General features: G+C 30.9%; 1 pseudogene. It reads right to left on the bottom strand.

Features of this window, described 5'->3' with window-relative positions:
• Positions 1 to 488: 488 nt before the first annotated feature.
• Positions 489 to 709, bottom strand: a pseudogene (locus FOT98_RS33335) (winged helix-turn-helix transcriptional regulator); the annotation flags it as partial.

Genomic DNA, 709 nt, shown 5'->3' with positions numbered 1-709 from the left:
AACCCTAACTCAAGCACCATTTTCAACGTTGTTTTTTGAATATTTAAGTACACTCCACTAATTTCAGTTGTATTAATAGGTCTTCGTTTAGTTAACCATCCAGTAGAACTAGTTTTACTATTATTGAATTTGCTGTTCTGTGTATTATTTAATAGCGAAAAATATAACACGCCAAGCTATCATCCATATATTAAGCCCATAGCGCAGTGTGTTCAGTGGCACTCATTTTCGTTTGGTGTTCCGAATCATTCATTTTCTAATTTCTTCTAGACATCTACATAGTTAAATTGTCCATATTCCCAGAATAATATTTATAAAAAAATGAAAGCAATAAAATTAACATTTTATAATGTGAAGAGTTTTTTAGGAAATAAAACTTCTGGTCTTTGCAGAGGAATACTAACTATTATAGGTACTATAAAAATATAGGACCGAACAATTTATATGCCAAAAATATCAGATAGTAGCAATGATTTAAATACCTTGAGCTATTCCCCCAGTGGTTTATTAGTTGTTTTTTCTACAAAACCACTAAATTTATCTTCCAAATCACAGATGGCAGTTACTACGGGTTCTAGGAATAACCTATTTCATTAAGTTCATACTCAACCTTTGGAGGTACTATAGGATATACACACCTAGTAATTATTTTATCTTCCTCTAACTCTCTTAATCGTCGGATTAACATGCATTGATTCATATCAAGAAA

This window comes from Bacillus sp. HY001 (genome assembly GCF_007558965.1).
GTDB classification, from domain to species: Bacteria; Bacillota; Bacilli; order Bacillales; family Bacillaceae_G; genus Bacillus_A; species Bacillus_A mobilis.
The sequence above is the reverse complement of the archived record's forward strand: the minus strand, read 5'-3'. Positions and strand labels throughout refer to the sequence as shown.